Below are 25,603 nucleotides of genomic sequence, written 5' to 3'. Positions count from 1 at the left end.
TCAGTTCGATGTCGCGACACCATAGAGTGGCCCCATGGAATCATCTCAATTTCACACGGCGCTGGCGCTTTTGGATTGGCAAGTTGAGCTCGGTGCGACCGAGGCGATCTGCGACGCGCCCGTTAACTGCTATGAATTGCCCGATACGCTGGCGAAACCAAAGGCGGCGACTGGCCCGCAGGCCGTCTCGCAGGCACCGAAAGCCGCCGCTGAGGTTGACCCGGTGGCTGAAGCCAAACGTGCAGCCGCCGCAGCGCAGGACCTTGATGCGCTCAGGGACGCGCTGGCCGGTTTCGAGCATTGCGCGCTGAAGCGCGGCGCACGCAATCTGGTCTTTTCTGATGGCATCGCTGGAGCGCCGGTGATGATCATCGGCGAAGCACCGGGGCGCGATGAAGATCGCGAAGGGCGCCCCTTTGTCGGGCGCGCCGGTCAGTTGCTGGACAAGATGCTGGCAGCCATCGGTCACGGGCGGGCGGATGAAAACGCGCCCGTCTACATCACCAATGTCCTGCCCTGGCGCCCGCCGCAAAACCGGGACCCGCAGCCTGACGAGATTGCAATGATGCGTCCCTTCCTGGAACGCCACATCGCGCTGGCCAGACCGCAAGCGCTTGTGATCATGGGGAATATCAGTGCGCAGGCGCTACTGGGAAAACGCGGGATCACCCGGCTGCGCGGCAACTGGACTGAGTGTTTTGGGTTGCCAGCCCTGCCGATGTTCCACCCCGCCTATCTGCTGCGTCAGCCTGCAGCGAAACGCGAGGCCTGGGCCGATCTGCTCAGCCTCAAGGCGCGGCTTGACGATGGTTGACCCGATTGTCCTTACTGCTTTTGTGCCGGCGGCACTGGCGCTCAACCTCACGCCCGGGGCTGACATGATGTTCTGTCTGGCGCAGGGCGCGCGGGGTGGCACGCGCGCGGCATGGCTGGCCAGCGCGGGTATTGCGACAGGCGGTATGATCCACGTGGCTTTGGCAGGGCTCGGATTGAGTGCGCTGGTGGCTTCGGTGCCCTATGCTTTTGACGTGATCCGCTGGATTGGTGTCGGCTATCTTCTGTGGCTTGCGCTGCAGGCGCTACGCCGCAGGCCCGATGTGGATGATGGCGTGGTCACGCCACGCGGGCAGGCCTTTCTGTCGGGTCTGCTGGTCAACCTGACAAACCCCAAGGTCATTCTGTTTGTATTGGCGTTCGTACCGCAATTCGTTGTGCCCTCCGCCGGGCCGGTCCTGGTGCAGTTTATCGTTTTCGGCGCGGTCATCGGCGTGGGCGGTTTCGTCGTGAACGGGCTGGTCGGTGTCTTCGCGGGCTCGGTCGGGCGACGCCTGGCGCAGGGCAGCAGGGTGCTGGATTGGCTGACCGCTGGTATTTTCACCGCCCTTGCCGGGCGTCTCGCCCTTTTGGAGAAAACCTGAGATGAGCAAAATCGATGAGACCAAGGACTTCGTACCGGTGCGGATCGCCGTCTTGACGGTTTCAGACACGCGCGGGCTCTCCGAGGATCGCTCCGGGGACGTGCTCGTGCAGCGGCTCACGGAGGCCGGGCACGAACTGGCGGACCGGCGCATTCTGCCCGACGAGCGTGATCAGATCGCAGGTCAGTTGCGCGCGTGGTGTAAGGACAGCGGTGTGGACGTGGTGATTTCGACGGGCGGTACCGGCCTGACCGGGCGTGATGTGACCGTCGAGGCGCATAGGGATGTCTACGAAAAAGAAATCGACGCCTTTGGCACCGTTTTTACCATCGTATCGATGAAAAAGATCGGCACCAGTGCTGTGCAGAGCCGTGCGACCGGTGGCGTGGCCAATGGAACCTATCTTTTCGCGCTGCCTGGCAGCCCCGGCGCTTGCAAGGACGCATGGGATGAAATTCTGGCGTTACAGCTGGATTATCGGCACCGACCCTGCAATTTTGTCGAAATTTTCCCGCGGTTGGACGAACATCACCGACGGAAGTAATCTGGTGGTACGTAACACTATTGTTGGTTGGTATTCTTATCGGCCAGTCTGAGGTATAAGGTCATTGAGTTAAGGTATTAGGATCACGACGAAATGCGGTTTTTGCGGCAAAGCATGATCGGCCTTTTTCTGGCGGCGGTGAGCCTTGGGCTGCTGGTCTATGCGGGCCATGTGGTCAGTGTCGCCGTGCAGGATCGTCTGAACGCAGAGGCCGTGGTGCCACCCGCGCGCGAACGGGTGTTTGCCGTGAACCTGCAGCGCGCGCAGAGCGAAACCATTGCACCGGTGCTGGAGACGTTTGGCGAGGTGTCGTCGCGCCGGACACTTGAATTGCGCGCCGCTGTCGCGGGCCGGGTAACGGCGCTGCATGAGAATTTCGAGGATGCGGGCAACGTGCGGCGCGGCGATATACTGGTGCGCATTGATCCTGCGAATATGCAATCCGCGGTGGACCGGCTGACCGCCGATCTTGCCGATGCTGAAGCCGAAGCGCGCGATGCGGCGCGGGCGCTGGACCTTGCCCGTGCTGAACAGGTGGCTGCGGAGGAGCAAGTGACCCTGCGCCAGAAAGCCTACCAACGGCAGTTTGACCTGGCAGAGCGCGGTGTTGGTACGGCGGCAGCGATTGAAACCGCTGAACTGGCTGCTGCCGCGGCGCGTGCGGCTGTTCTGGCGCGCCGCCAAGTGGTGGCGCAGGCCGAGGCACGCATCGATCAGGCCGCGACACGCCTGTCGCGCGAGAGGATTGCGCTGGCGGAGGCCCGGCGCAATCTGGCGGACACGGCGCTGGAGGCACCCTTTACCGGAACGCTCAGTGATACGACGGTTGTCGAGGGGCGCCTTGTCGCGACCAATGAAAAACTCGCTGACCTGATCGATCCGCAGGACCTTGAGGTGGCGTTCCGCGTTTCCACGGCGCAATACGTGCGTTTGCTGGAAGCGGATGGGTCGTTGATTTCTACGGCGGTGTCGGCGACGCTTGATGTCACTGGTGTCGATATGCAGACCACCGGTGTGCTCAGCCGTGTCAGCGCCGCAGCAGGCGAAGGCCAATCCGGGCGTCAGGTTTTTGCCCGGCTGGAGCGTGCGCCGGGGTTTCGTCCGGGGGATTTCGTCACCGTCCGAATTCAGGAAAAGCCATTGTACAACGTTGTGCGCCTGCCTGCGTCTGCCTTGGATGCCAGCGGTGAAGTGCTTGTTCTGCAGGGCGAAAACCGTCTTGCGGCGCTCCCGGTGACGCTGGTGCGTCGTCAGGGTGACGATGTGTTGGTGCGCGGCGAGGGCCTGGAAGGGCGCGACGTGGTGAAGGCGCGGACGCCCTTGCTGGGTCCGGGTGTCGCAGTCCGTCCGCTGCAACAGAACGCCGGTTTGTCCGTCCTTTTGCCCGATATGCTGGAGCTCAGCGAAGAACGCCGTGCGCGGCTCGTGGCCTTTGTGCAGAGCAATGATCGGATGCCACAGGAGACCAAGGAGCGCCTGTTGGCGCAGTTGGCTGAGCGCCAGGTGTCGGCACGGATGGTGGCGCGCATTGAAAGCCGCATGGGAGGGTAGCGCGTGGTGCGGCAAATACCTCCGGCTGCGGGCGGCGTGCTGTCCTATTTCACGCGCCACCGGACCATTGCCAATCTGTTATTTGTCCTGATGATGGTTGCGGGGCTGTTTGCTCTGCCCAACATGCGTGCGCAATTTTTCCCGGATGTCAGCCTTGAAAGCGTGACCGTGGTCACCGAATGGGATCAGGCTAGCGCTGATGATGTGGACAGTGCAATTATCCAGGTGCTTGAACCGGCTTTGATGCGTGTGGAAGGTGTGATGAAGTCCCGCGCGACCGCGCGCGCGGGCCGAGGTACTGTCACGCTCGAATTTGAACCCGAATGGGACATGTCCCGCGCAGTCACCGATGTGCAGGATGCCGTGGACGGGATCACGGAATTGCCGGAAGACGTAGAGGAATCCAGTGTGCGCCGCGCGATACGCCGTGACCGCGTCACAGACGTTATTATTGCCGGACCCGTCTCCCCCGAGCAGTTGGGGGTCTATGGTGATGAGCTGGTCAAGCGCCTTTTTGCGGCCGGTGTGACACGCACGACTTTCCGTGGCTTTGCAGCCCCTCAGATCACTATCGAAGTGCCGTCACTGCAGTTGATTGCAAATGATCTGACCATGGCCCAGATTTCGGAGGCGATTGCAGCGGAGGTTGATACCGACCCGGCGGGCAGTGTCACCGGCGCGAATGCGCGCGTGCGCACGGGTACTGAAAAGCGCGTGCCGGACCAAATTGCCCAGATTGTGCTGCGCTCCAACGCTGACGGCTCCAAACTTCGTGTTGGGGATATCGCGCAGGTGATGCAAGAGGGGGCAGATCGGGATCGCGCCTATTTTGTAGGTGATCACCCGGCGATCTCGATCCGTGTGGACCGCTCCGATGGTGGCGATTCCATTGCCGTTCAGCAAACGGTGGAGGAGGTCGCGGCGGAGATGAAAGCCACGCTGCAAGAGGGTATGACGATCCAATTGATCCGGACACGGGCCGAGGCGATCACGTCGCGTCTGGACTCCCTGATCAACAACGGTTTGACCGGCCTCGGGCTGGTTGTGTGCCTGCTCTTCATGTTTCTCAATGCCCGCACCGCTTTCTGGGTGGCAGCGGGTATCCCGGCCGCGATGATGGCAGCGATTGGTCTCATGTACGCGGGTGGCCTGACCCTGAACATGATCTCACTCTTCGGGTTGATCATCACGCTGGGCATTGTCGTGGACGATGCGATTGTTGTTGCCGAACATGCCGACCACCGCGCGCGACATTTCGGCGAAGCCCCATTCGTCGCGGCTGAACGGGCTGCCGGGCGTATGGCCTTGCCGGTGTTTGCCGCCACGATCACTACCGTGATTGCATTCACCGGATTGCTGCTGCTGGGCGGGTGGTTTGGCACTGTCGTCAAGGATATCCCGATGACCGTGATCGCGGTGCTGATTGCCTCGTTGATTGAGTGTTTCCTGATCCTGCCCAACCACATGGCACACGCACTCGCGGCGCGCGCAAAGGAGCGTTGGTACGACTGGCCCAGCCGTCAGGTCAATCGCGGCTTTTCCTGGGTGCGCGAGAAACTGTTTCGACCGATGATTGCAGGCGTGATCACCGCACGTTACGCGGTACTGGCGGGGCTGATACTGATCCTTGCGGTTCAGGCTGCACATTTCCTGCGGGGTGATGTCAAATGGCGCTTTTTCAACGCACCGGAGCGCAGTTCGGTCACCGCAAATTTCGCCATGGTCGAAGGCGCCACGCGGGAAGACACGCGGGCCATGATGCGTGAATTACAGCGTGCCACAGACGCCCTGGCACGTGAATACGAAGAACAATACGGGGTGAATCCGGTCAATTATGCTCTCGCAGAGATCGGCGGGACTGCAGGTCGTGGCCTGTCCGGTGTTGAGACTAAGGACAAAGATCTTCTGGGCGCGATTTCGATTTCACTGATTGGCTCGGACGACAGACCCTATTCAAGCTTTGCCTTCGCCGGCGAGTTGCGGGACAGCGTGGTGAACCATCCGTTGACCGAAGTTGTCTCCTTTCGTGGGTGGCGTAGCGGGCAAGGCGGTGACGCGATCAGCGTGGAGTTCTCCGGGCAAAGCACGGATACCTTGAAGGCCGCCAGCCTCGATCTGCAGACGGCCCTGCTGCGCTATCCGCAAGTGCTCGCGATGCAGGATAATCTGGCCTATGACAAGGAAGAGTTGATCCTGGATCTGACGGCGCGTGGGCAGGCCTTGGGCTTTACCATCGACCAGCTGGGCCGAGTGTTGCGGGACCGATTGGGCGGGATTGAGGCGGCCAAATTCCCTGATGGCCCGCGCAGTGCCACCGTCATGGTCCGCCTGCCCGAGGGGGAGTTGACGGCCGATTTTCTCGACCGCACCCAGATGCGCACGCCCGAAGGGGTCTACGTACCGCTTTCAGACATTGTCACTGTGCAAAGCCGGATTGGATTCAGCACCGTAAATCGGGTCAATGGCGTGCGCGTCATTTCCGTGACCGGCGACATTTCGGAAGATGATCCTGAACGCGCTGCTGAGATACAAAGGGCGCTGGAGGACGAAATTCTGCCGTCAATTGCAAGCGAGCATCAGGTCGACTGGCAATTGTCCGGGCTCGCTGAACAGGAAAGCCGGTTTCTGGACGAGGCGGCAAACGGTCTCGTCCTTTGCCTCTTGGGCATCTACCTGGTGTTGGCCTGGGTCTTTGGCAGTTGGACGCGCCCCTTGCTGGTCATGTCCATCGCGCCTTTCGGACTGGTTGGTGCCATTTATGGACATATGGCCTGGGACATCCCGCTGAGTATCTTCACGGTTGTCGGCCTGTTGGGGATGACGGGAATCATCATCAACGATTCAATCGTGTTGATCACAACCATCGACAGCTATGCGGAGGAGCGCGGGTTGATCCCCTCCATCATCGACGGGGCGGCGGATCGGTTGCGCCCTGTGATGCTGACCACGATGACGACGGTGCTGGGCATGTCGCCGCTGCTCTACGAGACCAGCAGGCAGGCACAATTCCTCAAGCCCACCGTGGTCACGCTGGTCTATGGGTTGGGCTTTGGCATGGTGATTGTGTTGTTGCTGGTGCCCGCGCTGGTGGCTGTCCAGCATGATATTTCCCGCCAGATCAACGCGATGCGCCGGGGGCTGACCGCACCGGTTTCCACGGTGCGCTACGGGTTTGCGGCGCTCTGGGCCGTTGTCCTGGTCTGGGGCGGGCTAACGCTTGGCTGGGCGATTTTCTATGGCATCTTGCCGCCGCTTTTGTTGGCATCGCTGCCAGTGATCGCAAACTGGCCAGTGACGCTTGCGGCTTTGTCACTCTTTATTGTTGGCGTTGCAACGCTTGCTCTGCTCGCCTACGTGTTTGCCGCTGTGACCATCCTGTTGAACAGGCGCAAAAATGCGATTTAGCCCGGCGTACAGCCTTTTACGTCCACGGCATGGTTGCTGCCCAAAACGGTCATTCGAATGTTGGACCGGTCCAGCGCAATAGGCCCCCCGTTCACGTGGATCATTTCGGACACGGCAATGACCTCGCCGCCGGACCGGTGTGTATCTGCTTCGCTCACCCAGACATCGCCCAGACCGGGCTCGATCACCATCACCTCCGGCCCGCCCGCGGAAGGGACGCGCACACGCGCCTCGATCCGCAATCCGTCGGGCGTGGGCTCTATCCGGCACTTGGCCGCTGTCACACCCGCCTCTCGTTCTGAATAGGGGCTCTGCGCCAACGCCGCCGCAATCGCGGGTGTCGGGCGCGTCTCCGTGCTGATGATTGTTTCGTCAAAGGTCAGCTGGTGCGGAATGCAGATATCGGAGCAGATCCCGATATCCATCGTCAGACGCACGCGGACGGGTTCACCGGTGTGCTTAGGCGCCAGTGTCACCGGGATCACCAGCTCATCAGCATAACCGATGGACCGCATACCGTTTTCTTCAAACACCTTCGGCGTCGGCCAGGAGACAGACGCAGATTTCAGATTGTTTGATCCAGACCAGTCAAAGCTTGGCGGAATGCCTGCATCTCCCGGCGCGCGCCAATAGGTTTTCCAGCCCGGCTCCAGCGACAGATGGACCGCCGCCATGCGCGTGCCGTCGGGTTGCACCCATCCGGGCAGAACCTGCGCGGTCACAGGCATGGCAAACCGGTCCTGTGCAGATAGGGGCAAGGCGGTCAGGCCCGCCAGGGTCAGGGCAATCATTGATGTTTTCATGCCTTTGATATGGTTGAGCCGCGCTGAAATGCCAAGTCACGATCCGGTTAGCCATGTTTCGCCACCTGCGGGTCTATTGTCCTTGCACCGGACCGGGGCGCGGGTCATTCTTGGATCATGGGATCACCGGATATCCAGACTGAAACGCTTGATCTGACGGGTTCACTGCTGGTGGCCATGCCGTCCATGGGAGATGCGCGTTTCGAACGGGCGGTGATTTTGCTCTGCGCCTATTCCGACAAGGGGGCCATGGGGCTAATCATTAACAAGCCCAGTACCGATGTCGGCATGAGTGATGTATTGGATCAATTGGACATCGATCCGTCGCCACGTGCGGCGGCGATGCCGGTGCATTTTGGCGGGCCGGTGGAAACCGGGCGCGGGTTCGTGCTGCATTCGGATGACTACCAGTCCAGCCTGCATACCCTGCATGTCGGGGGTGGGTTCGGTATGACCGCAACGTTGGATATCCTCGAAGAGATCGCCCGTGATCGTGGCCCGGACAACGCCCTGATGATGCTTGGATATGCCGGGTGGGGCCCCGGGCAGCTTGAAGCGGAAATCACGCGCAACGGCTGGCTGACAGCTGATGCAAGCCCACGGCTGATTTTTGACACGCCCGCTGCCGAGAAATGGTCAAAGACTGTGGAAAGCCTTGGGATCGACCCGCTTGGCCTGTCCTCCACGGCTGGGCGCGCCTAGCTCGGTTGGCGGTTTTCCGGGCGTGGGGCAGCAGCGCGCGCCAGCCGGTCATTGATCGCACGCCCCAGCCCGTGTGTCGGTACTGGCGCTACGGCAATCGGCAATCCAAGTGCATCGAGCTTGTGCAGCAGATCAAAGAGGCGCGCCGCAGCCTCGTGCAGATCACCGCTTTCTGACAGGTTCTCGTCACAGGCCATCGGGCCAAACCCCAGAAACACCTCGCCCGGTTGCGGATTGTCGGCATTCATTCTCAGTGGGGCCGTGGGAGCATAGTGCGATTGTAGCTGCCCCGGTGCGGTAATGTCCGTGTGGTTTTCCGGCGTGGATGTGCGTTCCGGAGGTGTGCCAAGTGCGGCTTCCAGTGCCTCCAAAGGCAAACCACCGGCGCGCAGCAGCGCGGGCGGGCCGTCCAGACCGATGATGGTGCTTTCAACGCCCACCGAACAGGGTCCATCGTCAAGCACGGCAGCGATTTTGTTCCCCAGACCGTCTAGAACATGCTGCGCAGTTGTGGGGCTGATCCTGCCGGATGGGTTGGCCGACGGGGCCGCGACCGGTCCACCGAAAGCCTCAAGGAGCGCCTGCGCAGAGGTTTTTTCCGGCACGCGCAGAGCCAGTGTCGATAGCCCCGCGGTCACCAGACTGGACAGGCCGTGCCCGTCGCGCAGCGGCAGAACCAGCGTCAGGGGGCCGGGCCAAAAGGCCTGCGCAAGCCGGTCCGCGTCATCTGTCCAGATCACGTAACGCTGCGCGGCCCGCACGGATGGCAGATGTACGATCAGCGGATTGAAACTCGGACGCCCCTTGGCCGCATAGATGGCGGCCACGGCCTCGCCGTTACGGGCGTCCGCGCCGAGCCCGTAAACCGTCTCTGTCGGAAAGGCGACAAGCTGCCCCGCGCCAAAAAGCGCTGCCGCCTCTGCAATGCCAGGGGCGTCGGCTTGTAACGTCAGGGGGAGAGAGTTTGTCATTGCGCTCCGTGACGCCGCGTTTCGGTTGCCGGGCGCGGCGATGCGGCTCATCTTTGATGGCAAAGACCCTTATAGGGTAGTATGCCTGTTGCCAAGACGGGTGCCTGCCCGCATGGAGACGAAGAAATGCCCTATCACGCCCCGGTCGATGATTTTTCCTTTCTCTTTGATCACGTGGTGGATTTTGCGCAGGTTCAGGCCACGGAGCGGTTCGGTGAGGCCACATCGGATGTCACGCAGGCGATCCTGACCGAAGCGGGCAAGCTCTGTGACGAGGTGCTTGCGCCGCTGCAACGTCCCGGTGATCTGCATCCCGCACGGCTGGAGAACGGTGTTGTGCGCACCTCGCCGGGCTATGCCGAGGGCTGGAAGGCCATTGCCGAAGGTGGCTGGGTCGGCATCGCGGCAGATCCCGAATTTGGTGGGATGGGCCTGCCGATGACGCTGACCTCTGCCGTGAACGAGATGATGAGCGGTGCGTGCCTGTCCCTGCAGCTTGCCCCCCTGATGAGCCAGGGCCAGATCGAAGCGCTGGAGCATCACGCAAGCGATGAGATTAAGGCGCTTTATCTGCCCAAGCTGATTGCCGGGGAGTGGACCGGGACCATGAACCTGACCGAACCGCAGGCCGGATCGGACGTCGGCGCGCTGTCGACCAAGGCGGAAGATCAGGGCGACGGGACCTATGCGATTACCGGGCAGAAAATCTATATCAGCTGGGGTGATCATGACGTGGCAGAAAACGTCTGCCATCTGGTGCTGGCCCGGTTGCCTGGCGCACCTGCGGGCACCCGTGGGATCAGCCTGTTTCTTGTGCCCAAGTTCATCCCGAATGAAGATGGCAGCCTTGGCAAGGCCAATGGCGTGAAGGTCGTGAGCCTTGAACATAAGATCGGCCTGCACGGATCGCCGACCGCGGTGATGCAGTATGACGGCGCCACCGGCTGGCTGGTCGGGCCCGAACAGGGCGGCATGGCGGCGATGTTCACGATGATGAACAACGCGCGGCTGGGCGTTGGCGGGCAGGGCATCGGTGTGGCGGAAGGTGCCTACCAACACGCGCTGGCCTATGCGCAGGAGCGCAAGCAGGGCAAGACGACGGTGGAGGGCGGGACCGGGACGATCCTCGATCATGCCGATGTGCGGCGTATGCTGATGACGATGAAGGCCGATACCTTTGCTGCCCGCGCGATCGCGCTCAGCTGTGCCATGGCCATCGACATGGCCCATGCCACGGGCGCGGCGGAGTGGGAGGCGCGCGCCGCTTTCCTGACGCCGATTGCCAAGGCCTTCGGTACAGAGACGGGAATGGACGTGGCCGAAACCGGTGTGCAGGTGCATGGCGGCATGGGCTTCATCGAGGAAACAGGTGCCGCGCAGTTCAGCCGAGATGTTCGTGTGACGGCCATTTACGAAGGCACCAACGGCATTCAGGCGATGGACCTTGTGGCGCGCAAGATGATGGATGGCGGCGAGGCGGCGGCGCGTTTGCTGGACGAGATCGAAACCTGTGCCGAAGAGGCCCGTAGCCTCTTGCCGGATTTGGCGGAACCTGTCTGGCAGGCATCGGAGAGCTTGCGCGAGGTGACCGAATGGCTGGTGGCGCAACAGGATATGACAACCCGTTTTGCCGGTGCTGTACCCTATCTGCGCGCCTTTGCGCGCGTGTTGGGCGGGTATCTGCACCTCAAAGCCGCGCTGGCCGATCAGGGCGGTGCACGCGAGGCGCTGGCGCGGTTCTACATCAAACGATTGCTGCCCGAACATGTTGGCCTGCTGGCACATGCGCAAGCCGGGGCGGATGGGCTTTATAGTCTGAGCCCGGATGAGCTGGCCGCTTGATGAAAGATCAACCGCCAGAGGGCTTGCGCTACCCATGGGACACGCCACCGGCGGAAGGTGACGCAATAGAAGTTGCAGAAGGCGTGTTGTGGATGCGCCTGCCGCTGCCGATGAAGCTGGACCACGTGAACGTCTATGCGCTGGATGACGGCGACAGCTGGACGGTGATCGACACCGGATTCGCCTCGAAACGCAGCAAGGCGATCTGGGAGACGCTGATGGCGGGCCCGCTGGGCGGCAAACCGATTGGCCGCGCGGTGGTTACCCATCATCATCCCGATCACATCGGTCTGGCCGGATGGTTGCAATCGGACCATGGCGCGGAGCTGATCACCACGCGGACGGCGTGGTTGATGGCGCGGATGCTGACGCTCGATGAACAGCCCGTGCCGTCGCCTGAAACGCTGACCTTTTACCGCGACGCTGGCATGGCGCCTGATATCTTGGAGCAGCGCGCATCCGAGCGGCCCTTCAACTTTGCGGATGTCGTGGCGCCGCTGCCCCTTGGGTACAGCCGTATCCAGCAGGGCGACACGATTGAAATGGGCGGGCGCAGATGGGACATCCACATCGGCAACGGCCATGCGCCCGAGCACGCAACCTTCTGGAGTCGCGATGACAATCTTGTGCTGGCGGGCGACCAGATATTGCCTTCGATCAGCCCCAACATCGGCGTCTATGCAACGGAACCGATGGCCGATCCGATTGCTGACTGGCTGGAGGCCTGCGAACGTTTGGCAGGGCTTGCCCGCGCGGATCACCTGGTGCTCGGGGGGCACAAGCTGCCCTTTACCGGCCTGCCGATGCGCATGCGGCAGTTGATCGACAACCACCATGGGGCTTTGAAGCGCCTGCTGGAGTATCTCGATACGCCCAAGTCCGCCGGGGAGTGCTTTGCCCCGCTGTTCAAACGCAAAATCGGACCGGCTGAATACGGCCTGGCGCTGGTCGAAGCGGTCGCACATCTGAGCCATCTCTACCAAGATGGGCTTGCCACGCGCAGCCGGGGCGCGGATGATGCATGGGTCTACCAGCGTAAAGGGTGAAGCATGGGTGAAAACATCGAAACCTCGGCAGAGGCGGCTGAAGCTGCGGCATTGCCGCGCCGACACGACGTGCATTGTGATCCGGAGACCCCGGCGCCGACAAAGGTGGACGTGCCGGACGCGATTGCCAGCAAACCCACTGGACAGAAATCGCCCGCGCAATGGGCCTATGAACGCATTATCCTCTATCTCAAGAATTTCGAGGAACAGCTGGACAGTACACAGGAAGTTGCCATGGGGTTCACCGGCGGTGACGCGGGCGTGCTCCGGATCGAAGGCATGGGGTACTTCGACCCCGACATCGTGACCTTTTACGGCACCGACGGGGCAGGGGGCCGCACGCAAATGGTGCAGCATGTCAGCCAGTTGAACGTCATGCTGCGTGCCCTGCCGAAACCTGCCGAGAAGACAGAAGCGCGCCGGATCGGATTTCGCCTGGCGCAGGACATTGCGACAGACAGTTGAGCCATGCGGCAAATCCGTCACCGCACTGCGCGCATTGAACGCGCGGATGGGTGACATCGCCCGGCGAATCCATTAGGGCTGATCAAGTATTCAAAGAAGGACTGCGGCAATGGCAGATCACAATCACGGTGAAATGGAAATCACCACCCAGGAAAAGACATTCGATGGCTTCATGCGCTGGACCACGCGGATCGTCATCGCGATCATCGTGCTGATTGTCTGGATGGCGATTTTCATTACCTGAGCTGACCTCCCGCAGGAGCTTTTCATGCGTGTATTGATGTTACTGGCCGTTCTGGCGACCCTGACCGGCTGCGCAGTTTCGTCGGCATTTGAAGCGTCCCCGGAAGAGATCGCGGCAAAGGTCTATGTGCCGAATGGGCCCCCCAAGCTGACCATTTTCACCATGGTGAATAATGAGACCGGCCACGGCGGCCACACTGCCTTGATGGTCTCCGGCTCTCAACAGGTCATCTTTGATCCCGCAGGATCGTTTCAGCATGAATTGGTCGCCGAACGTGGCGACGTGCTCTACGGGATTTCGCCAGCCTGGGTGCAGGCCTACAAGAGCGCCCATGCGCGTAGCACACATCACGTGGTAAGCCAGGAAATCGTTGTGACGCCGGAGCAGGCCGAGAGGGCATTGCAACTGGTGCGTCAAAATGGGGCTGTTGCAGGGGCCTTCTGTACCAATTCCACGTCATCCATTCTGCGACAGGTGCCGGGGTTCGAGGACATTCAGGTCACTTTTTACCCGATTAAATTCATGAACCAGATCGAAGCGCGGCCCGACGTGGTCACCGATCGGTACTTCGAAAACGATGCGGGCGACGTCCGCGACGGCATTGAGGCGGCACAGAGCTGATCCCGGATCAGAGCGCGAAAAGCCAGAGCATGCCAAACAGCGTGGCAGCGCCCGAAAAAATAGCCGCCAGCACGTTCTTGGTGAGCAATCCGACCACAAGAGTGACGAGAGCAGCAGTCATGCGCGGTAGATCCGCCTGACCATCCGTTGCAGCAGGCCACACGACCTGTGGGGCGACCAGCGCGGGCAACATCGCCACCGCCGTGTAGCGCAGATGGCGCAGGAGCCACGCAGGCATCGGCCTGTCGCCCACGATCCCCAGGAAGGCAAACCGCAACGCGTAGCTGCCAATGCCAAGCCCGATAATCACGATCCAGAGGGTGCCGGTGTCAATCATGGCGCAGCTTTCTGCGTTCCAGCAGCATTTCGGCTTGGGCACCGGCCATCATGCCCAAGGTCCCCGCGATCATCAGGCCCAGCGAATAGGGTACCGCTGCGGTCAGCAGGCTCGTGATGATGGCGACAAGGGCGGCAATCACATGGGCGGCGGTCCGCAGCATCGGGGCCACCAGCGCCAGAAAGGTGATGGGCAGGGCGAAGTCCAGCGCCCAGCTGTCGGGCACCTGCGTGCCGACAAGGGCGCCCAGAATGCTGCTGACATACCACATCGGCACAATCGGGCTGAGCACGCCGGTGAAATACGCCATGCGCTGCGGCACAGTCATCTGCGGCTCGTTTTCGAACTGCACGACGGAACAGGCATAGGACTGATCCACGGTGAAATAGGCGGCGATTGCGCGTTGCCAAAGAGGGGCGGCCCCAATCCACGGGGTCAGGGAGGCAGAATACATCGCCACGCGCAGGTTTACCGCCAGCGCAGAGGCGAGCACGATCACCGTTGGCGCGTTTTCCTGCATCAGCTGCAGGGCAGTGAACTGTGCAGCGCCCGCAAAGACAACAGCCGAAAAAGACAGTGTTTCGAGCACGTTGAGGCCTGCTTCTGTCGCCAGAACGCCAAAGAGCATCGCAAAAGGGATCACGACAAGAAGGAAGGGGGCACCGTCCGCAAAGCCTTTCCAATAGGCAGAGGCACGTGTGCGCGTTTTGGGAGTGGTGGCGGGCATAAGATGCTTCTAAAGTTACGGCCAAGGCGTAGCTCAGCCCCGCGGAGGATGCAATTGGCCAAATTGGACGACACCAGCGATTACCTGATCGCGCCCGATCCCAAGGCAGCGCGGCTGACCCGCGCCGTCGCCGGGACGGATCAAGAGGGGGCTGCCGTTGTCGCCACGGTGGTGGAGGAACGACCGCTCACGATCTTCCTGAATGGTCAGGAGATCGTGACGGCGATGACCATCGGGGATTATCCCGATTATCTGGCGCTGGGGTTCCTGCGCAATCAGGGCATGTTGCAAGCGTCTGACGAGATCACAGGCGTGGACTACGACGAAGAATTGGAAACGGTGATTGTGCGTACGGCACGCAAGACAGATTACGAAGAGAAGATGCGCAAGAAGACCCGCACCAGCGGCTGTGCCGTCGGTACGGTGTTTGGGGACATGATGGCGGGGCTGGAGGACGTCAACCTGCCGGAAACAGCGGTGCGGACCTCGTGGCTCTATGCGCTGAGCGCGCGTATCAACCGGACGCCATCGCTGTATCTGGAGGCCGGGGCAATACATGGCACGGTGCTATGTTACGAGGATAAACCATTGGTCTACATGGAGGATGTCGGACGCCACAATGCGGTGGACAAGATTGCCGGCTGGATGTTGTCGGAGGGTGTCAGTGCTGATGACAAGATCCTCTACACCACCGGGCGGCTGACATCCGAGATGGTGATCAAAACCGCGATGATGGGTATTCCGGTGCTGGCGTCGCGGTCCGGTTTCACCGCTTGGGGGGTGGAGATTGCGCAGCAGGTGGGCCTGACGCTGATCGGTCGCATGAAGGGTCAGCGGTTCGTGTGCCTGTCGGGCGAGGCGCGCCTGATCCGTGACACGGACCCGGCCACCGTGCCGTTGGAGCCGCGCCGGGCCGGACGAAAGAGCGCCGAATGAAGCAGCCACTGGGTGTCATTCTCGCGGGTGGTCAGGCCACGCGCATGGGCGGCGGTGACAAGGGGCTGTTGCGCCTTGGCGGTCAAAGCTTGCTGACCCGTGTGATCGACCGGCTGGAACCGCAGGTGGCCGGGCTGGCGCTGAATGCCAACGGTGATCCGGCGCGTTTTGAGCGCTACCGCCTGCCAGTGCTGGCCGACAGTATCGACGGTTTTGCAGGGCCGTTGGCGGGGGTTTTGGCAGGGCTTGACTGGGCCGCGACGCAGGGTGCGGAGACGATTGTCACAGCTGCGGCGGACACACCCTTCTTTCCTGCCGATCTGGTGCCACAACTCTTGCTGGCCAGCGAAGGCATAACACATCCGTTGGTCCTCTCCGCAACGCCCGATCCCGCACGGGGGCGGGTGCGGCACCCGACCTTTGGCCTCTGGCCGGTGGCTCTGCGCGATGACCTGCGCGCGGCCTTGCAGGACGGGTTGCGCAAAGTGGTGTTATGGACCGATGCACATGAGGGTCGCGAGGCGCTTTTTCCGGTGACCACATTCGATCCGTTTTTCAATGTGAACACGCCCGAGGATCTGGCCCGTGCAGAGGCGCTTTTATGAAGTTGTACGGGGTTGTCGGGTGGAAAAACGCAGGTAAGACCGGCCTGATGGAACGTCTCGTCACGGAGATCTCGGGGCGCGGCTTCAGCGTGTCCACGGTCAAGCACGCCCACCACGTTTTCGACGTGGATCAGCCGGGCAAGGACAGCTACCGGCACCGGCAGGCGGGTGCCACGGAAGTGCTGCTCGCCTCGCGCAAGCGCTTTGCGCTGATGCATGAGCTGCGTGAAGAACCCGAACCGATGCTGGACGCGCTGCTGGCCAAGCTCAGCCCTGTCGATCTGGTGCTGATCGAAGGTTACAAGCGCGACGCGCATCCCAAGGTCGAGGCGCATCGGGCGGAGACGGGCAACCCGCTCATCGCCCCGGACGATCCGACGATCCGCGCCGTGGCCAGCGATACGGCCCTTACCCTGGATCGCCCGGTTTTTGATCTGAACGACACAGGCGAAATTGCCGACTTCATCCTCTCCGAGGTTGGGTTGTGACCGATTTCGATACCGTTGTGATGGTTGACTGGTCGGGCGGAAACGACACCGGAAAATCCCCACGGCAAGACGCGATCTGGGCCTGTGTCGCCCGCTTGGGCCGGGCTGAGGCGCCACAATACCTGCGCAATCGCAAGGTGGCCGAAGACTGGCTGACCCAGCTGTTCGAGGCCGAAATCGCGGCGGGACGACGCGTGTTGGCAGGGTTCGATTTCCCTTTCGGCTATCCGAAGGGGTACGCGGCAGCACTGACTGGCAAAAGCGACCCTTTCGCGCTCTGGCACTGGCTGGAAAACCGCATCGAGGACAGCCCGCAGAACAACAACCGCTTTGATCTGGCGGGCGAGATCAACCGGCAGTTCGGAGGGCGCGGCCCGTTCTGGTTCAACGGGCTGAAGCGCGATGTCGACGGGTTGCCGCGCAAGAAAACCGGCTATGAAAACCCGTTCCCGGAAAGACGTCTGGCGGAAAAACGGGCCAAAGGAGCCTTTTCCTGCTGGCAGTTGGGCGGGACGGGGGCCGTTGGCTCTCAGGTTTTGATGGGATTGCCGGTGCTCGCGCGGTTGCGGCGGCGGTTCGAGGCCGCCGTCTGGCCGTTTGAACCGTTAGACAAACAAATTGCCCTCGTGGAAATCTGGCCGTCCCTGATGCTGGGCGCCGCACCGGCGGGCCAGATCAAGGATGCATGGCAAGTCCGTGAGGTTGCGCGCAGCGTATCAACGCTGGAACCCGACGCTTTGGCCGAGATGCTGGCCGTTGATGCTCCGGAAGAGGGGTGGATATTCGGTCTCGGTCACGAAGACCGTTTAAGGCAGGCCAGCGCCCAGCCCCCGCGTTTGACCAACGACTGTTTTGCGCTGCCGCCGGGAGTGCATTGGACCCCTGTACGCGAGGCGCTTGCGCTTTTGCAGGATCGTCTGACTCCGGTAACAGGAAGTGAAACGATGCCCGTAACGGCAGCAACCGGACGGATTCTGGCGGAAGATGTGGTTGCGGCCCGATCCAATCCGCCGCTACCAAACACAGCGGTCGATGGCTATGGTTTTCTCGGCGGCAAGGCCGCGGGCGTGCATCGCATGCCACTGGTGGAAGGACGCGCCGCCGCCGGGGATCGCCCCGGGCTTGTACCACCGGGGTCTGCGGTGCGCATCCTGACCGGGGCGGCCTTGCCGGACGGGGTCGATACGGTGGTCCTGCAGGAAGACGTTACCGTCAGCGACGGCCAGATAGCTTTTCACGGGCCAATCAAGGCAGGCGCAAACACCCGTCGCGCGGGTGAGGATGTGGTGCAAGGCGACGTCGCTTTGACACAAGGCACGCGGGTCGGGCCGGCGCAGGCCGCCCTGCTGGCCGCCACCGGTGTCGGCGAGGTGTCAGTGCGCAAACCCTTGCGTGTGGCTGTCCTCTCCACTGGCGCAGAGCTTGTGGAGGCGGGCACTACTGCGGCCCTTGGGCAGATTTTCGATGCAAACCGTCCGATGCTCTTGGAGATGGCGCGTCGCTTTGGACACGAACCGGTTGATATGGGACGGGTGCCCGATGATCGCAACGCGCTGGCGGCGCGACTGGAGGCTGCGTCCAAGGCTGCTGACCTGATCCTGACCAGCGGCGGCGCATCGGCTGGCGACGAAGACCACGTATCGGCCCTATTGACCGAAGCGGGAGCGATGACGCTTTGGCGCATCGCGGTGAAGCCGGGCCGACCGCTGGCCCTGGGAATGTGGTCGGGCGTGCCGGTGTTTGGTTTGCCAGGCAACCCGGTCGCCGCGATGACCTGTGCCTTGATCTTTGGCCGTCCGGCGATGGCACGGTTGGCCGGGAGCGCATGGGAAGAGCCGCAAGGTTTCGAGGTGCCGGCGGCCTTTACCAAACACAAAAAACACGGGCGGACGGAATATCTGCGTGCGCGGATCAGGGACGGGCAGGCGGAGGTTTTTGCTTCCGAAGGGTCCGGGCGCATTTCCGGTCTGAGCTGGGCTGACGGGCTGGTAGAATTGCCGCATGGCGCGGCGGAGATCGTACCGGGGACAATGGTGCGGTACATTCCCTTTGCCAGCTTTGGGCTCTGAGAGATTTTGTCCTGATCGCTCCCAGCGCTATGTCTCGATACAGATTAGATGATCGTGCAAACCGTTGGGGGAAATTGATGTTCAGATTCACGTTTTTGACTGCCGGAGTTATGGCCGTTCTTGCGGTATCGGCGCAGGCTGAGTGCGTGCAGGCACTGACCGTGAAATTCGCCGAAAGTGCGCCGCGAGACCGCTTTGACATCATTCACACCGCGACGGGCGTTTTCGTGACCGGCGTGTCGATTGATTTGCGCGACTCGCAGGGGGCCTTGGTTTTTGACACTGCCGAAGGGGGGTCAGGCACGCAGGTCTTTCAGCCCTTTGAACCGGGCGAGGGCATGCAGGGTGTCCAGGTTGCTGATGGTGCACAGCGCCTGGATATCCGTTTGACAGAATTGTCTGCCGGTCAGCGGACCGGGTTCACAATCGACGTGGACGATCAGCAAGCGCAATCCGATCTGGGACAGATCAGAGTGACGGGTGGCGAGCTCTCGGGTGCGCGGGTCCTGTTCAGCCTGGCGGATGGTTCCGAACTGGAAGCTGTCTTTGACGCTGACCATCGCGCCAAGGTCTGTACGTGACGCGCTAGTCGAAGGTGCCCGCCACACGGCCCAGCAACATAAAGGCGCGTGCCGTCCGGGTTTCCGCAAGGGCGGAAATCTCACCGTCTGTCGCCGATGTTTCGAATTCGGCAAAGGTTTTGTCAAAGCGGCGCAGGAAGTGGTGCGCCGCATCCCGAAAAATAGGATCCTGTTTCATGCGGCCTGCCGTCAGCGCAAGGGATGAGCGGTCCCGTACGCCGCCCAAGGCCGCAATCGGCCTGCCGCGTGCACCCTGGCCGAACTGTCGCCAAACCTCGGGGCGGGCACGGTCCGGCAGCAGATCATCCATGTAAATGCCATCCTGGCTGAGCAGTGTCAGCACGTCCTGTGCCGCTTGAATCAACTGAGCGGCCGAGCGGTCCTTGAGCGCGCGCCGCAGGGCTGCAAACCCGGCCTCATCTTCCGCCGTTTCGGGGAAGTTCAATGCGCGGATGAAATCCTCCACCGCCAGCGGCGGGGCCATGTCGGTCGCTTGCGTCCCAAGAGCAAGCGCGGGTTGGTCTTCAGGCGATGGCTCCGTGGTGGTAGATGGATGGTTTGCCGCTGGTCTTTCCTGCTCACGGCGTGACGTAAAGGTGGCCAATGCCGATTCCGTTTTCCGGGCCGCTTCTGCAATTTCATCAAGCTTTCGGGCCACGGAAGCAGGTTCCGGGCCTGCGATACCGCTTTGGTTCTGCGCGATGTAGGCGTGGCGAATAGCATCGATAGCGGCCTGCAGGCGCTGGCTTTCCTCTCGCATGATCCGGCTTGACCGTGCCGCCGTCGCGGCAACCCAGATCATGCCAACCGGCATGAAAATGGCGAGCATAACCATGATAAATCGCAGTCCGCCCGAGCTTTCACCCGCGACGTTGTTGCTGGGCATGAACAGAAAGAAGAGCGCCGAGGCCAGCAGCCAAATCCCCGACAGGACAAGAGCCGCGATTTCTATACTGCTGATACCCTCGGTGCCGGGCCGGTCGTAAATACCGAGAGGCGTAGGGCGGGCCCGCGCTTCGGTGTTTTCTGAAGTTTGAGTCGTGTCAGCCATCGTCGCAATTCCTGTCAGGCGTAGACGATCTTGAGCACCTCGTAGGACTTCTCGCCGCCCGGCGTGCGCACTTCTACGCTGTCCCCTTCATCCTTGCCAATCAAGGCGCGCGCAATCGGCGATTTTATGTTCAGCAGGCCCTTTTCGATACTGGCCTCATGTTCACCCACGATCTGCCACGTCTTTTCTTCATCCGTGTCTTCATCGACCAGCGTCACGGTGGCGCCGAACTTGATGGTGCCGGACATCTTGGCCGGGTCGATCACCTCGGCCAGCCCCAGCACACCCTCCAGCTCCTTGATCCGGCCTTCGATGAAGGACTGCTTTTCGCGCGCGGAATGGTATTCCGCATTTTCGGACAGATCGCCATGCTCGCGTGCTTCGGCAATGGCTTTGATGATGGCAGGGCGCTCCACTGACTTCAGCTGTTTGAGTTCCGCTTCCAGATCAGCGTGGCCCTTGCGGGTCATGGGGATTTTATCCATCAGTAGCGTCCACGAAATGACGCGGCCCGCCGGGCTATCCGGGGGCCGCTGGTGAGAGTTGGCAACTACCTGACCTAAAGGTGAAGGAAATTGCAAGAGGTCTGGCTTAGATTACCCTGCGCGGGGTCAGTCGTATTGGACCACTTCATATTCAATGTTGTCGTGATCGTGGAAGTAAAACCGCCGACCCGGTTCATAATCTGCGTGATTGCCGGTGGTGAAGCCCACTTTTTTCACAGCCTCCTCCATTGCGTCGATGTCTTCCACCACCACGGCGATGTGGTTGAGCCCGCCGCGGGTGGTGTAGCTGTCTGCCTTCTCGCTGGTGTCCTGAGCGGGCGTATAAAGCGCCAGGTACTGGGTGTCCGAACCCACGTGAATGGATTGCCCGCCACTTGTTGCATCGCCTTTCCAGCGAATGTGCCAGCCAAAAAGCTCCTGCATCCAGGCCGCAGTCGCCTCGCCGTCGGAGACGGTGTAGTTTGCGTGTTCAAGCCGTACAGTCATCGATCTTCTCCTTGAGATTTGCCTTGATGACACTCACCGTAATTTCTAAACCTAACTTTAGGTCAAGGAGAATTTTATGGCAGTCAGTGATGGGCTTTCGATCGGGGCATTGGCGGCGCGCACCGGGCTTGCCGTCTCGGCGATCCGCTATTACGAGGCACAGGGCCTGATCCGGCCGTGGCGCAACGCCGGTGGGCAGCGTCGGTTTGAGCGTTCCGACCTGCGCAGGCTCAGTTTCGTGATGATCGCGCAGCAGTTCGGGTTCACCTTGCCGCAAATCAGGGCGGAACTTGATCGGCTTCCGGGCGGGCGTACGCCAACCAAGGCCGACTGGGCACGGATCAGCGCGGGCTTTCGGGCCCGGCTGGACGAGAAGATCGAGACATTGACGCGGCTGAGGGACAGTTTGGATGGATGTATCGGCTGCGGGTGTCTCAGCCTGCCGAACTGTGCGCTTTACAATCCGACCGACCGGATCGCGGAAAAAGGGCCTGGCCCGCGCTTTCTCATGGGTGATCTGCCGGAGATGTGATTGGAATCGTGCCACTCGGAGGTAAAATCGTCGATTTGTCCTCTTCATGACGCTCAGTTGCGATTGCATTGGGGGGTGACGTGGTTTAGCCAATCGCGAAAGATTGTTGCGCGGCAGAGGTCGCGCCCCGTCGGATTGTAAGGGAGCCGGGACATGTCGGAGACGGAACGCGAAGCAATGGAGTACGATGTGGTCATCGTGGGCGCAGGTCCGGCGGGCCTGTCTGCGGCGATCCGTTTGAAGCAGCTGGATGCCGAGTGCAACGTTGTTGTGCTGGAGAAAGGCTCTGAAGTGGGTGCGCATATACTGTCGGGTGCCGTTCTGGACCCGGTCGGTCTGGATGAGCTGATCCCGGACTGGAAAGAGAAGGGTGCCCCGCTCAATGTACCGGTGAAAGACGACAACTTCTTCATGCTGGGTGAGGCGGGCAAGCTGCGCATCCCTAATTTCCCGATGCCACCGCTGATGAACAACCACGGCAACTACATCGTCTCCATGGGCAATGTGTGTCGCTGGATGGCGGAGCAGGCGGAAGAGCTGGGTGTGGAAATCTTCCCCGGTATGTCGTGTTCTGAGTTGGTTTTTGATGAAAATGGCGGAGTAAAAGGGGTCGTTGCGGGTGAATTTGGCAAGAATCCTGATGGCTCCAAAGGCGACGGTTACGAGCCTGGCATGGAGCTGCATGGCAAATACGTTTTCCTGAGCGAAGGTGTTCGGGGATCGCTCTCCAAGCAGGTGATTGCCAAATACAATCTCTCCGACGGGCATGAGCCGCAGAAATACGGTCTTGGTATGAAGGAGATCTGGGAGATCGACCCGGACAAGCACCGTGAAGGATCTGTCACCCATACCATGGGCTGGCCCCTGGGCGGTAACGCGGGTGGTGGCTCCTTTATTTACCACCTTGAGAACAATCAGGTTTATGTGGGTTTTGTCGTCCACTTGAACTACAAGAACCCGCATCTTTTCCCCTACATGGAATTCCAGCGGTTCAAGCATCACCCGATGGTCGCGGATCTGCTGAAGGGCGGCAAAAGGGTCGCCTACGGCGCGCGGGCGATCTCCGAAGGGGGATTCCAGTCTATGCCCAAGATGGTCGCGCCCGGTGTTGCGCTGCTGGGCTGTTCTGTGGGCATGGTCAACGTGCCGCGGATCAAGGGCAACCACAACGCGATGCTGTCCGGCAAAGCCGCCGCAGAAGCAGCAATGGCCGCGATTACGGATGGTCGCAGCGGTGATGAGCTCTCTGATTATGAGGCCGAAGTGCGCAATGGCAAAATCGGTCAGGACTTGCGCAAGGTACGTAATGTCAAACCGCTGTGGTCAAAATACGGGCTGACGGCGAGCCTTGTGATGGGCGGGGTCGACATGTGGACGAACACCCTGGGCTTTTCGCTGCTGGGCACGCTGGGACACGGCAAATCGGATGCCGAGGCAATCGAAGAAGCCTCCAAGCACCAGACCATCGATTACCCGAAGCCCGATGGCAAACTGTCCTTTGATCGCCTGACCAACGTCGCTTTTTCTTTTACAAATCACGAGGAAAGCCAGCCTGCGCACCTGACGCTCAAGGATGCGGATGTCCCGGTGAACAGCAACCTGCCGAAGTTCGCAGGCCCGTCGGCGCGTTACTGCCCGGCAGGTGTATACGAGTTTGTCGAGGAGGCCGGCAAGGACACCCGGTTCGTCATCAACTTCCAGAACTGCGTGCACTGCAAAACCTGCGACATCAAGGACCCGGCGCAGAACATCGTCTGGACGACGCCACAGGGCGGGGATGGACCGAACTATCCCAACATGTGATGCGAGCCGGGGTATTGCTATTGCTAGGCGGTGATTAACACTGATGCTCTATGGTGATTTTACGCCGCCCGGCAGGGTCGCAGGATTGCGCTTGGGCCTGAACCTGATAGCCTGCCGCCCAACCCGCGTTTCATGAGAGAGCAACCGTGCTTCACAGACTAATGACCTCCGCTGCAGTCCTCGCATTGTCGTTGACGATGGTGGCGCCCGTCGCTGCTCAATCCAATGCCGGCGCCTATCTGGCGGCGCGATCTGCCGCCATGCAGAGCGATTTCGAGCAAGCCGCCTCCTACTTCACGCAGGCATTGTCGCGCGACCCGCGCAACAGTGCCCTGATGGAAAGCGTTGTCGTGTCGCAATTGGCGCTCGGGCGTGTAGACCGTGCCGTGCCCGTGGCCGAAGCCTTGCTGAGCCTCGGGCAACCCAGCCAGGTCGCACAACTGGTGCTAACGGCAAACACGATCCTTGAAGAGGACTATGAGGGTCTGATGATCGCCACGCCCGAGGGCGACGGCGTCGGCCCTCTTGTGGACGGATTGATCAAGGCCTGGGCACTCATGGGCGCGGGTCGCGCAAATGACGCGCTGGCGGCCTTTGACAGCGTGTCGGAAGAGCCGGGACTGCAGGGCTTTGCGCTTTATCACAAGGCGATGGCGTTGGCCTCCGTAGGGGATTTCGAAGGCGCCGAAGAAATTTTCAGCGCCGATACCACGGGCGCCGTGGTGCAGACACGCCGTGGAGTTTTGGCGCGTGCCGAAATCCTCTCGCAGCTGGACAAGGATGCTGAGGCGCTGGAATTGCTGCAACGAATGTTCAACGGTGCCACCGATCCCGAGATCGAACAGGTGATCGAGGCGTTGAACGGGGATGCGCCCGTGCCGTTCCGACACATTACCTCCGTGCGCGATGGCTTTGCAGAGGTTTTCTATTCGGTGGCGGCGGCCTTGCGTAGCGAGGCAGGGCCAGAATATACGATCCTCTATGCTCAGGTCGCGCTGACCTTGCGACCAGATCACGTGGATGGCTTGCTTCTGACTGCGGATCTCTTTGAAACGCTTGAGCAATACGCACAAGCCATCGCGGTCTATAAGCGGGTTCCCGCGAACGATCCGGCCTATCATGCTGCCGAACTCGGCCGGTCCGAGGCATTGCGCCGATCGGACAGACCCGAAGCTTCGATCGAAGTGTTAGAACAGCTTGCGCGCAGCCACGGGCATCTGGCAACCGTGCATTCGGCGCTGGGCGACGCGCTGCGTCAGCAGGACCGTTTTGCCGAAGCGGTTGTTGCCTATGACAGGGCGGCAGCCCTGGTCGAGAATATAGGCGGGCCAAGCTGGTTTCTCTACTACACGCGCGCGATTTGCCATGAACGATTGGACAACTGGGAGGCTGCTGAAGCGGATTTTCGGGCGGCTCTGGACATAAATCCGGGCCAGCCGCAAGTGCTCAACTACCTCGGCTATTCGCTGGTCGAAAAACAGGTCAAACTGGATGAAGCGCTGGAGATGATCGAACGTGCGGTCGCAGCGAGCCCGGACAGCGGATACATCATCGACTCGCTGGGCTGGGCGCTCTACCGTCTGGGACGCTACGAAGAAGCCGTGCCGCATATGGAACGGGCAGTGGAGTTGATGGCAGTGGACCCGGTCGTGAACGATCACCTGGGCGATGTTTATTGGGCGGTTGGACGCAAACGGGAGGCGGAGTTCCAGTGGGCGCGCGCCCTTTCCTTTGTCGATGAGGACGATCTGATGAGCGAAGCCAAGCCCGAGCGTATCCGGCGCAAGCTCGAAGTCGGTCTGGATGCTGTGCTGGCTGAAGAGGGCGCGGAGCCGCTGCAAGTTGCCAGGGACTGAGGGCGGGCGTCAGG

The 25,603-nt window shown here is 61.2% G+C and carries 26 protein-coding genes; 19 read left to right on the top strand and 7 right to left on the bottom strand.

Features of this window, described 5'->3' with window-relative positions; translation table 11 throughout:
• Nucleotides 1-34 precede the first annotated feature (34 nt).
• The 5 genes from Q1A07_RS04455 to Q1A07_RS04435 all read left to right on the top strand — a co-directional run bounded on the left by Q1A07_RS04455 (nt 35) and on the right by Q1A07_RS04435 (nt 6,918).
• The gene (locus tag Q1A07_RS04455; RefSeq protein WP_299778169.1) at nt 35-814 is read left to right on the top strand and encodes a uracil-DNA glycosylase; all 780 of its coding nucleotides are present in this window, start codon (nt 35-37) and stop codon (nt 812-814) included.
• Complete coding sequence (locus Q1A07_RS04450; RefSeq protein ID WP_299778167.1) at nt 807-1,418, top strand: LysE family translocator; 612 nt, start codon at nt 807-809, stop codon at nt 1,416-1,418. Before Q1A07_RS04455 ends, Q1A07_RS04450 begins: the two co-directional genes overlap by 8 nt.
• A 1-nt stretch (nt 1,419) precedes the next feature.
• Complete coding sequence (moaB, locus tag Q1A07_RS04445; protein WP_195820021.1) at nt 1,420-1,962, top strand: molybdenum cofactor biosynthesis protein B; 543 nt, start codon at nt 1,420-1,422, stop codon at nt 1,960-1,962.
• Between the two features lie 93 nt (nt 1,963-2,055).
• Complete coding sequence (locus tag Q1A07_RS04440) at nt 2,056-3,513, top strand: HlyD family efflux transporter periplasmic adaptor subunit (protein WP_299778163.1); 1,458 nt, start codon at nt 2,056-2,058, stop codon at nt 3,511-3,513.
• Nucleotides 3,514-3,516: 3 nt separating this feature from the next.
• Complete coding sequence (locus Q1A07_RS04435; protein ID WP_299778161.1) at nt 3,517-6,918, top strand: efflux RND transporter permease subunit; 3,402 nt, start codon at nt 3,517-3,519, stop codon at nt 6,916-6,918.
• Here the strand turns inward: Q1A07_RS04435 and Q1A07_RS04430 are convergent.
• Nucleotides 6,915-7,721: a protein-disulfide reductase DsbD domain-containing protein gene (locus Q1A07_RS04430; protein WP_299778159.1), complete on the bottom strand. Its 807-nt coding sequence runs from the start codon at nt 7,719-7,721 to the stop codon at nt 6,915-6,917. The two genes, Q1A07_RS04435 and Q1A07_RS04430, sit on opposite strands and share 4 nt — an antisense overlap.
• A 117-nt stretch (nt 7,722-7,838) precedes the next feature.
• Here Q1A07_RS04430 and Q1A07_RS04425 point away from each other — a divergent pair, with 117 nt between their 5' ends.
• Entirely contained in the window at nt 7,839-8,423 is a 585-nt protein-coding gene (locus Q1A07_RS04425; RefSeq protein ID WP_299778157.1) for a YqgE/AlgH family protein, read from the top strand.
• On the opposite strand, the gene Q1A07_RS04420 is transcribed toward Q1A07_RS04425, so the two are convergent.
• On the bottom strand, nt 8,420-9,394 hold the full coding sequence (locus tag Q1A07_RS04420) for an L-threonylcarbamoyladenylate synthase (RefSeq protein WP_299779168.1): 975 nt from the start codon (nt 9,392-9,394) through the stop codon (nt 8,420-8,422). The two genes, Q1A07_RS04425 and Q1A07_RS04420, sit on opposite strands and share 4 nt — an antisense overlap.
• 126 nt (nt 9,395-9,520) lie before the next feature.
• Between Q1A07_RS04420 and Q1A07_RS04415 the strand changes: the two genes are divergently transcribed.
• The 5 genes from Q1A07_RS04415 to Q1A07_RS04395 all read left to right on the top strand — a co-directional run bounded on the left by Q1A07_RS04415 (nt 9,521) and on the right by Q1A07_RS04395 (nt 13,612).
• Nucleotides 9,521-11,236, top strand: a complete 1,716-nt coding sequence (locus tag Q1A07_RS04415) for an acyl-CoA dehydrogenase (protein ID WP_299779167.1) — start codon at nt 9,521-9,523, stop codon at nt 11,234-11,236.
• Nucleotides 11,236-12,282 carry an MBL fold metallo-hydrolase gene (locus Q1A07_RS04410; protein WP_299778155.1) on the top strand — a complete coding sequence of 349 codons (1,047 nt, stop codon included), beginning with the start codon at nt 11,236-11,238 and terminating at the stop codon, nt 12,280-12,282. The genes Q1A07_RS04415 and Q1A07_RS04410 overlap by 1 nt, the downstream gene beginning before the upstream one ends.
• A 3-nt stretch (nt 12,283-12,285) precedes the next feature.
• Nucleotides 12,286-12,747 (top strand): DUF6173 family protein, encoded by a 462-nt coding sequence (locus Q1A07_RS04405; RefSeq protein ID WP_299778153.1) that lies wholly within the window; start codon nt 12,286-12,288, stop codon nt 12,745-12,747.
• 109 nt (nt 12,748-12,856) lie between these two features.
• On the top strand, nt 12,857-12,991 hold the full coding sequence (locus Q1A07_RS04400) for an aa3-type cytochrome c oxidase subunit IV (RefSeq protein ID WP_299778151.1): 135 nt from the start codon (nt 12,857-12,859) through the stop codon (nt 12,989-12,991).
• Between the two features lie 24 nt (nt 12,992-13,015).
• Complete coding sequence (locus Q1A07_RS04395; protein ID WP_299778149.1) at nt 13,016-13,612, top strand: hypothetical protein; 597 nt, start codon at nt 13,016-13,018, stop codon at nt 13,610-13,612.
• Nucleotides 13,613-13,619: 7 nt separating this feature from the next.
• On the opposite strand, the gene Q1A07_RS04390 is transcribed toward Q1A07_RS04395, so the two are convergent.
• Both Q1A07_RS04390 and Q1A07_RS04385 read right to left on the bottom strand, forming a co-directional pair.
• On the bottom strand, nt 13,620-13,949 hold the full coding sequence (locus Q1A07_RS04390) for an AzlD domain-containing protein (protein WP_299778147.1): 330 nt from the start codon (nt 13,947-13,949) through the stop codon (nt 13,620-13,622).
• Nucleotides 13,942-14,676, bottom strand: coding sequence for an AzlC family ABC transporter permease (locus tag Q1A07_RS04385; RefSeq protein ID WP_299778145.1), 735 nt, complete (start codon nt 14,674-14,676; stop codon nt 13,942-13,944). Before Q1A07_RS04385 ends, Q1A07_RS04390 begins: the two co-directional genes overlap by 8 nt.
• A gap of 48 nt (nt 14,677-14,724) precedes the next feature.
• Here Q1A07_RS04385 and fdhD point away from each other — a divergent pair, with 48 nt between their 5' ends.
• The 5 genes from fdhD (at nt 14,725) to Q1A07_RS04360 (ending at nt 19,355) form a co-directional block, all read left to right on the top strand.
• Nucleotides 14,725-15,612, top strand: a complete 888-nt coding sequence (gene fdhD, locus Q1A07_RS04380; protein ID WP_299778143.1) for a formate dehydrogenase accessory sulfurtransferase FdhD — start codon at nt 14,725-14,727, stop codon at nt 15,610-15,612.
• Entirely contained in the window at nt 15,609-16,217 is a 609-nt protein-coding gene (gene mobA, locus Q1A07_RS04375; RefSeq protein ID WP_299778141.1) for a molybdenum cofactor guanylyltransferase MobA, read from the top strand. Before fdhD ends, mobA begins: the two co-directional genes overlap by 4 nt.
• Nucleotides 16,214-16,705, top strand: a complete 492-nt coding sequence (gene mobB / locus Q1A07_RS04370; protein WP_299778139.1) for a molybdopterin-guanine dinucleotide biosynthesis protein B — start codon at nt 16,214-16,216, stop codon at nt 16,703-16,705. Before mobA ends, mobB begins: the two co-directional genes overlap by 4 nt.
• Nucleotides 16,706-16,725: 20 nt before the next feature.
• Nucleotides 16,726-18,774, top strand: coding sequence for a gephyrin-like molybdotransferase Glp (glp, locus tag Q1A07_RS04365; protein ID WP_299779165.1), 2,049 nt, complete (start codon nt 16,726-16,728; stop codon nt 18,772-18,774).
• 77 nt (nt 18,775-18,851) lie between these two features.
• Nucleotides 18,852-19,355 carry an aggregation factor core gene (locus tag Q1A07_RS04360; protein ID WP_299778137.1) on the top strand — a complete coding sequence of 168 codons (504 nt, stop codon included), beginning with the start codon at nt 18,852-18,854 and terminating at the stop codon, nt 19,353-19,355.
• Nucleotides 19,356-19,359: 4 nt separating this feature from the next.
• On the opposite strand, the gene Q1A07_RS04355 is transcribed toward Q1A07_RS04360, so the two are convergent.
• The 3 genes from Q1A07_RS04355 to Q1A07_RS04345 form a co-directional block, all read right to left on the bottom strand.
• A complete protein-coding gene (locus Q1A07_RS04355) occupies nt 19,360-20,406 on the bottom strand; it encodes a hypothetical protein (protein ID WP_299778135.1) in 1,047 nt (348 codons plus the stop codon).
• A 14-nt stretch (nt 20,407-20,420) separates the two neighbouring features.
• Nucleotides 20,421-20,891: a transcription elongation factor GreA gene (greA, locus tag Q1A07_RS04350; protein ID WP_195820038.1), complete on the bottom strand. Its 471-nt coding sequence runs from the start codon at nt 20,889-20,891 to the stop codon at nt 20,421-20,423.
• Nucleotides 20,892-21,017: 126 nt separating this feature from the next.
• Nucleotides 21,018-21,398: a VOC family protein gene (locus Q1A07_RS04345; protein ID WP_299778133.1), complete on the bottom strand. Its 381-nt coding sequence runs from the start codon at nt 21,396-21,398 to the stop codon at nt 21,018-21,020.
• A 76-nt stretch (nt 21,399-21,474) separates the two neighbouring features.
• Here Q1A07_RS04345 and soxR point away from each other — a divergent pair, with 76 nt between their 5' ends.
• The 3 genes from soxR to Q1A07_RS04330 all read left to right on the top strand — a co-directional run bounded on the left by soxR (nt 21,475) and on the right by Q1A07_RS04330 (nt 25,589).
• Nucleotides 21,475-21,930 carry a redox-sensitive transcriptional activator SoxR gene (soxR, locus tag Q1A07_RS04340; protein ID WP_195820040.1) on the top strand — a complete coding sequence of 152 codons (456 nt, stop codon included), beginning with the start codon at nt 21,475-21,477 and terminating at the stop codon, nt 21,928-21,930.
• Nucleotides 21,931-22,083: 153 nt separating this feature from the next.
• Nucleotides 22,084-23,733, top strand: a complete 1,650-nt coding sequence (locus Q1A07_RS04335) for an electron transfer flavoprotein-ubiquinone oxidoreductase (protein WP_299778130.1) — start codon at nt 22,084-22,086, stop codon at nt 23,731-23,733.
• Between the two features lie 161 nt (nt 23,734-23,894).
• Nucleotides 23,895-25,589, top strand: coding sequence for a tetratricopeptide repeat protein (locus tag Q1A07_RS04330; protein WP_299778128.1), 1,695 nt, complete (start codon nt 23,895-23,897; stop codon nt 25,587-25,589).
• Nucleotides 25,590-25,603: the final 14 nt, after the last annotated feature.

Origin of the sequence: uncultured Roseobacter sp. (assembly GCF_947492555.1) — a bacterium.
Taxonomy (GTDB): Bacteria; Pseudomonadota; Alphaproteobacteria; order Rhodobacterales; family Rhodobacteraceae; genus Roseobacter.
The sequence above is the reverse complement of the archived record's forward strand: the minus strand, read 5'-3'. Positions and strand labels throughout refer to the sequence as shown.